Source organism: Microbacterium sp. P2_F9 (genome assembly GCF_056403635.1).
The window spans coordinates 1-6,428 of the sequence record NZ_JBFUFC010000210.1 but is presented as its reverse complement, the minus strand read 5'-3'; the positions used below and the strand labels follow the sequence as shown (position 1 = coordinate 6,428).

Genomic DNA, 6,428 nt, shown 5'->3' with positions numbered 1-6,428 from the left:
CCGCAGCGCGGCAAACCTCGCAGGCGCGACGCTCGATGGCGCCACTCTCGACTTCTCAAACTGCGATCTGCGTTTCGTCAACCTCTCCGGCGTCAACCTCGAAGGAGCAGACTTCACCGGCGCCGACCTCCGAAACACCAACCTCAGAGGTGCCACCCTCCGCGGCGTCAATCTGAAGGCAGCAACGTTGACAGACGCCGACACCACCGACGTGAAGTGGACGTGACTGACTCGTCCCACTTACGGCTCTTCGTCGCGGCGTAAAGGCCCGCAAAACGTATCAACACGACAGGATGGTCTGGCCCCCTCTGGACTCCCGAGTCGCAACCTCAAGCTGCTGACAACCAGAACGCATCTGTCGCACATCGACCATCGGCTCCCTTGGGCAGGGCGACGACCTCGCCGTGGCGGCGAGCTTCGACATCGCCGTTCGCCGGCGATGCAGCGCGACGCCGATCCTCAGCGTGCAATCGCTGCGTTCCGCGCGTCGTTCAACGACGCCGACACGGTGTCGAGGTCGTCGTCAAACACGTCGGCGTATACATCGAGGGTCATCGGGGCAGACGCATGTCCCAGCATCCGCTGCACCGCTTTCACGTTCGCTCCCGAACTGATCGCGAGTGATGCAGCGGCGTGGCGCAGGTCGTGCACCGTGGATCTCGGCACCGACGCTCACAGCATTCTCGTCCGCGGCGAACGGTCGAGATTTCGTCCGCGTTGGGGGCCTACTGCAGTGCGAGATCGATGTCCAGCCAGGCGTCCTCGCGGCTAACGGTGAATCCGATCGCGTGACCGAACCCCTACGCGATTAGTGGGGAGTTCGGGTCGTTTAAGAGGCGCTGCAGCGATTTCGGAGCCAACTGTTTAGCTGCGTTGCGGGTAGGAATGCGATGACCGTCCCGTCCAGTGACGAAAGGCGCTCTCGGTGGCAGCGGGCGTATTCGAGATCGATGGACGCGGTCGCAAACGATCTTCACCCGTCAGCCCGGCTCAGGCCAATGGGTCGAGTGCGGCCAGCCTCTTTAGGACATCGTCCCGCTTCGCCTCTATGCGACTCAGCGCTCGGGATCGCGCTGGCAGAACCTGCTCGCCCGACCCTTCATATTGTTCGCCGATACCCTGCCACCACCGGACAAGTTCACCGCGCCCCCTCAGAGAGTCGTCGAGATTTCGCATGGCTGTGGCGACGGTTTGAAACGTGTCCTCGTCTTCGAGCGCAAGACAAGTGTTGAGGTAACCGCTGGCGACGGTGATCATCGCTCGAAGCTTTGTCGTTGACCACAGGTTGGTGCGGACTGCCCCTGAGTCGATGCGTGCGCACACACACGCCCACTCCAACCGAGTGAAAAACGCTCGTCGGCCCGATGGGTCAATAAGAAATCTCGCCAGATTGTCGACCTGACCAAGGCGCCACCCGGCCTCAACCATCTGACCGTTGGAACTGGCCGCACCGTTGACCCCCGCAGTCGCTTTCGCCTTCGCCTTCGCCTTGAGTAAGGGTTCAACCCGATTGGTCGAGACTAGATCGTCTCCGGCACCCCCGGCGTCGAGAGCAAGATGGGATTGATACATCACCTTCAGCGTCCGCACGGCGTGGAAGAGGGTACCCAGTAGCGGCAGCCAAAGGAGCCAGCGTGTGTTCCTGGAACGGGCGAGAGCCTGCCCCGAGCAATCGACCACGATGGTTCGCTGCTCGCACTCGGTGCACTGCCAAGCAAGAGATCCCGAATGAAACACACAGTCAGCGTCCAGCGGCGCAGAACCTCGCCGTGAGATTGCGTTTGCGGTCTGCAGGAGGTCGGAACCTTCTGGCGAGCCGACATCGAGTTGAACTCCAAGGTTTCCCGTGATTCCGCCGTCCGCTAACAACATTGATCGCGGCGCTCCGCGGGGTTTCCAGACTGGTTCGCGATATCGCGGGTCGGAGAGAGGGCGCGGATCTGTCACTTCCTTTGGTGCGAATCGCGTCGGGGGCAGGAGCGGAGGAAATGCCGTCGTCGCACGAAGAGTCTTTGCGAATGAAACCTCGCGCCCATCGAACAATCCCCGATTAGCTGAAAACGCTACAGCTTGAAGCCGATTCACTAGCAGGAAAAACGGGCCAGCGCCCTCGAAGTCCGTGGCGACGAAGATGTGTTCGCGATTCCACTCTTCTCCATCGAGCCCTCCTAGCCGGTCGTCGCCAACAAATCGCCGAAACAACAGATTGAGCCAGACCCGTGTGCCGACTTGAAGGAACAGCACTAAGAACAAGAGAATGGCCAAAATTGCGAGAACCCAAAATAAGGGCGACCCGCCCAAGATGAGGGCGAGTAGACCGACGACCGCACCGAGCCCAACAACGGTTACACCGATCACTCCGACCAGCAGCCAGACGCTAGCCCGCGAAGTCAATCGAGAGAAGAGAGATCCAAGCTGCACAGGCAACTCGGAACTTGTTGGGCGATGTGTTGCCAGCCATGCGTTCGTAAGACCGCCACCACTCACGGAGACAATACGCCGGACAGCTATCCACGCATTCGAATCTGAGAGATAGAAGAGCACCCCAACCGCACCAAGAGCAGCGCGGAAACCTCCGCCCGAGAGGTAAAGATTCCAGCGACGGCCGTCTTGAGCATCGGGTGCGGGCATGCGTCACTTTCCCGCACTCTTTGCCGGTCCGCAAGAGCTGCTAAAGACAATTGAAGCCTCCGAACGGACCTGATCAATTGGGCGCTGCCGCGCCTCGGGCTCCTCCACGCGGTTCCCCGTCGCAGTTCACCCACATGGTCGACATCGCGCCGGGGCGGCCCAACCCCTCGACGCTCGCCCAGTGGTGTCCCCTGCACCGACGCGGTTGCTGCACTCGGTGAGCGCGACAACGGCTAAGTGACGATCGGCGGTCGGCGGTCAGCATACCCGCGAAGCCTTCCGGCATTCCGCACGCCTCGCCGCTGCGAGGTACGCCGCCAGCAACCCCCGCCGCGCTGTTGCCACTCGCCGGGCACGTCCTCGTCGAGCATTCCCACGGGACGGGTCGTGGATTCCCTTGGTGGCGCGGTTGAACCGCGCACGACATCGGGCGCCGCGTGCCCTTCGAGGTGATCGCGCGCCTACCATGCGGGCGGTGGGTGCTGCCGCATCTCCCTTGACAGTTCGGCGCGGTGACGCCACGCTTGCGCCAGCGGGACTCGAGGCCCGCCGTCTGGGGGGACGATGGCGTCAAGGCTGATCGGTCGCGCTCTCGCCGGTGCAGCGATCGCCATGATGTCAGCGTTGGCCGTCGCCTCGCCCGCCCTCGCTGCGCCGACGAACGCCTCGCGTGCGATCGTTTCTACGGCGATCGTCTCGACGGCGACTGACGAAGAGACTCCGACTCCGACTCCGACAATCGCGCCGACGCCCGACCCCGAAACTGTCACCGCGGCCGAGCTCGGGGTCGCGTGCGACACGGCCGGCGATCTCGCGGACGCAGAACTCTACGACCAGGCGCTCGGCGTCGTCCAGGCCGCGATCGACGCGGGTGTCGCGGCGATCACGGCTGGCAGGCCTCTCGGCGACGCGGTGACCGCGTGCGAGACGCAGCGCAAGGCGATCGTCGAGCAGCAGGCCGCGGACGCCCCCGCGCCCTCGCCGACACCCGTCCCCGAGCCGGACGCGAAGGCGCTCGGAAATGCGTGGGCCGCGTTCGTCGCGGGGTCACTTGCACCGTTGGTGACGCCCGGACTGTTCATCCTGGGCGCCTGGATCCTGCTGTTCGTGATCACGCGCCTTGCGGCGCAGGTGTGGGGGGCGGGCAGCACGAGCACGCCGATCCGGCGGCGTGGTGCGGGCATCATCGGCGCCGTCTCGGGACTGCTGGCGCCTATCGTCGCGGTGTACTTCGTGCTGCGTACTGGCCCGGTACTGACGGCCGACCCCGCGTCGTCTGCCGATCCGGCCGTCCAGCCAGCCGTTGCCACAACGCCGGTTCCCACTCCGACCGGCACCGCATGGCTGGGGCGTCCCGCTCCGGAGTGGTCGCCGACCGAGATGGTCGCCGCCAACGGGTCTCTCGTCGCGGGCGGGGTGGCGCTCGTCGTCTGGGGTGTCATCGGGATCGTCTTCCTCAGCTACGCGTTCGCGACACGTCAGAAGATCACCGTCACGTTCACGGCAGCGGCGAACTCTCGCGACTTCGTCCCGGAGTTCACGGGCATCCTGCACGAGATGGGCGGTTCGCCGGCGCGCGGCGTCGAGGTCCCGGTCGGCCCGGACCTGTCGAGCCTTGACGCGTCGATTCTCGATCTGACCAAGGTCGGACCAGCCGTCTCTTTCATCTCCAGCGTGTGGACGGCGATCCGCAGCATCTCGCCGTGGAAGCTCGAGGTGAAGATTGAGGGCGACGACGCGGCGGAGGGAGGAGTGACCGCAGCATCGTTCACACTGACGCGGAATGGACGTTTGGTGGCGTCGGATCGAATCACCGCCGACAGTCAGGAATACCTGCTCGACCAAGCGGCCGGCGCCACTCCAGCCCAGCGACTATCGACCGTCATCGCGGCGCACCTGATTGCGAGCCTTCGGCAGGTGTATGCCACCGAATGGGCGATGGCCCTGCACGGCGCGACGGCTCCCTCCGGCATCGCGATGCAGTTCCTCGCAACGAAGTGGCATAACGGATGGACGCGCCGCCCGACGGGGATCGCCCTTCTGGCGAACTCGTTGAATCGCGATGCAGCGAATCGATCGGCACTCGTCGCGTTGTGGAACTTCATGTATCGAGAGAGCGAGTCGCCCGATGACTGGGCTCTGTACAACACCTGGCTCATCGACCAGGTCAACATCGAGATAGGAATCGCCGCTGGTGGTCAGCCCCCTCAGCTGGTCGTGATCGCGAAGGACGACCTGCTCTTGCGGCTGCTGCTGACACAGGGAGCGCTCGCCCGTAACCTGAGCGCCAACGGCACTCCATCGACAGACGACGATCTGCAACGCGCGGACCTCGCCCTCGACATCCTTTCAGTGCCGGGTAAAGGTCCCGTCGACTCCGCGCACATACGCAGGCTCACGCTGGCGGAGATCAACTTCGCGCAACTGAGTGCGGAGGAATGATGACCGGACTCGTTTCGCTCCCCTCGGATGGCGGCTTCCACACACACGAACCGGTACGGCTGGGGCCGGACTACCCGAAGAACGGGATGTCGCCTGAGGTCGCGTATTCGCTCGCGTGCCACCTCGTGCGCACCGAGCACAATGACGGCATCACCGAGAAGGTACGCTCGCTGCTGACCATCGCCTTCCTCGATGAGGAGCTGCGTCGCTGGGCGAGCATTGATCCTGAGCTGAAGTGCGTTCGGAGTGTTCCGGGGCAACCGAAAGAGGTCGCCCGGGAGTTCAGGAAACTCGTTGGGATGGCCGATGCGCCAACGGTCACGCCGGCCGCAGCAAAGCTGTTCGCCCTCGCGTGCCAGGTCGATCCGTTCGACGGCCTCGCCGCCGCGGCATCCAATGCGCTGGCGGCGCTGGCAGCGCCCGAACAGGACGATCACGCCAGGCGGGGCTGCTTCCAGCTCCGAACGAAGGTCGTTCCGCCCAAGCCGGTCACCGTCGACGACCTCAAGGAGCTGCGCGGGTCGCAGAACTGGTCGATCATCGAGCGGTCGATCTGGCGGACACTGCACGACACGTATGGCTTCGCCGGAGACCCGCTCCGAGTGCACACCTGGCTCGCCAGGATCATGGGAGCCGAGGAGCCCGACCCAGCGCTCTCCCCGCCGAAGGCGAAAGAGGCTGACAAGCCGGACCCCGACAAAGCCGACCCGGCGAAGTCAGGCTCCGAGAAGGCGGACGACGGGAAGTCAGTCGCCGAGAAGCCGGACGACGCGAAGTCAGGCGCCGAGAAGGCGGACGGGCAGAAGGCGGACGAGGCGAAGACGGACTAGGCCTCGATTCCTGCGGTGAGCCGACCGAGGCTGCTGACGCTTCGGGGCAGTAGGAGCCGGTCGACTCGGAGTGGCCATAGGCGCTGCAGGCGTTTGTCGCCGTACGCCGATGCTGGTCGATCCTTCGTGGCGAGAATCGGCACCGAGGGGCCTGGTTTCAGGACTTCGTGAACGGGTCGACAAGATCTGCGACGAAAAGCAATCCGATCCCGCCCTGGCAACGAAGTTAGCCATGTCGGGTGAAACGCACCCGCCTTCGGAAGGGAAAGTCCAATGAAGCGCATTCTCACCATCGGCTCGATCGTCGCTCTCTCCATTTTCGGCTTCGCCGGCACCGCTAACGCCGCGCCCGCGGACGCTGCCTGCTTCGGCCAGGTCCACAAGACCATCAACACTGTAGGCGCCCTCAATTTCACGAACGTGGGCGACGTCGTCAAGGCGCTCGGTGGCCAGGGCAAGAATGCCACCGCCAGGATGATCTGCGGCGACTGAGCGTAGGGGCTTTCACAGCACTCGTGTCGGGGG

General features: G+C 64.4%; 5 protein-coding genes and 1 pseudogene. 4 read left to right on the top strand and 2 right to left on the bottom strand.

Annotated elements, in window-relative coordinates; all coding sequences use genetic code 11:
* Positions 1 to 226: pentapeptide repeat-containing protein (locus AC1DVT_RS16935; protein WP_477390193.1), on the top strand; the 226-nt coding region annotated here is incomplete at its 5' end.
* A 233-nt stretch (positions 227 to 459) separates the two neighbouring features.
* On the opposite strand, the pseudogene AC1DVT_RS16930 reads toward AC1DVT_RS16935, so the two are convergent.
* Together AC1DVT_RS16930 and AC1DVT_RS16925 are read right to left on the bottom strand one after the other, a co-directional pair.
* Positions 460 to 669, bottom strand: a pseudogene (locus AC1DVT_RS16930) (tyrosine-type recombinase/integrase); the annotation flags it as partial.
* Between the two features lie 321 nt (positions 670 to 990).
* A complete protein-coding gene (locus AC1DVT_RS16925; protein WP_477390191.1) occupies positions 991 to 2,631 on the bottom strand; it encodes a patatin-like phospholipase family protein in 1,641 nt (546 codons plus the stop codon).
* A 624-nt stretch (positions 2,632 to 3,255) separates the two neighbouring features.
* Between AC1DVT_RS16925 and AC1DVT_RS16920 the strand changes: the two genes are divergently transcribed.
* From AC1DVT_RS16920 to AC1DVT_RS16910, 3 genes are all read left to right on the top strand, one after another.
* Entirely contained in the window at positions 3,256 to 5,073 is a 1,818-nt protein-coding gene (locus tag AC1DVT_RS16920; RefSeq protein WP_477390189.1) for a hypothetical protein, read from the top strand.
* Complete coding sequence (locus AC1DVT_RS16915) at positions 5,073 to 5,903, top strand: hypothetical protein (RefSeq protein WP_477390187.1); 831 nt, start codon at positions 5,073 to 5,075, stop codon at positions 5,901 to 5,903. Before AC1DVT_RS16920 ends, AC1DVT_RS16915 begins: the two co-directional genes overlap by 1 nt.
* A 273-nt stretch (positions 5,904 to 6,176) precedes the next feature.
* Entirely contained in the window at positions 6,177 to 6,395 is a 219-nt protein-coding gene (locus tag AC1DVT_RS16910; RefSeq protein WP_477390185.1) for a hypothetical protein, read from the top strand.
* Positions 6,396 to 6,428: the final 33 nt, after the last annotated feature.

Bases quoted from the DNA above. Each gene is read 5' to 3' on its own strand.
- AC1DVT_RS16925 (WP_477390191.1), bottom strand. From the start codon at position 2,631: ATGCCCGCACCCGATGCTCAAGACGGCCGTCGCTGGAATCTTTACCTC.
- AC1DVT_RS16910 (WP_477390185.1), top strand. From the start codon at position 6,177: ATGAAGCGCATTCTCACCATCGGCTCGATCGTCGCTCTCTCCATTTTC.
- AC1DVT_RS16915 (WP_477390187.1), top strand. From the start codon at position 5,073: ATGACCGGACTCGTTTCGCTCCCCTCGGATGGCGGCTTCCACACACAC.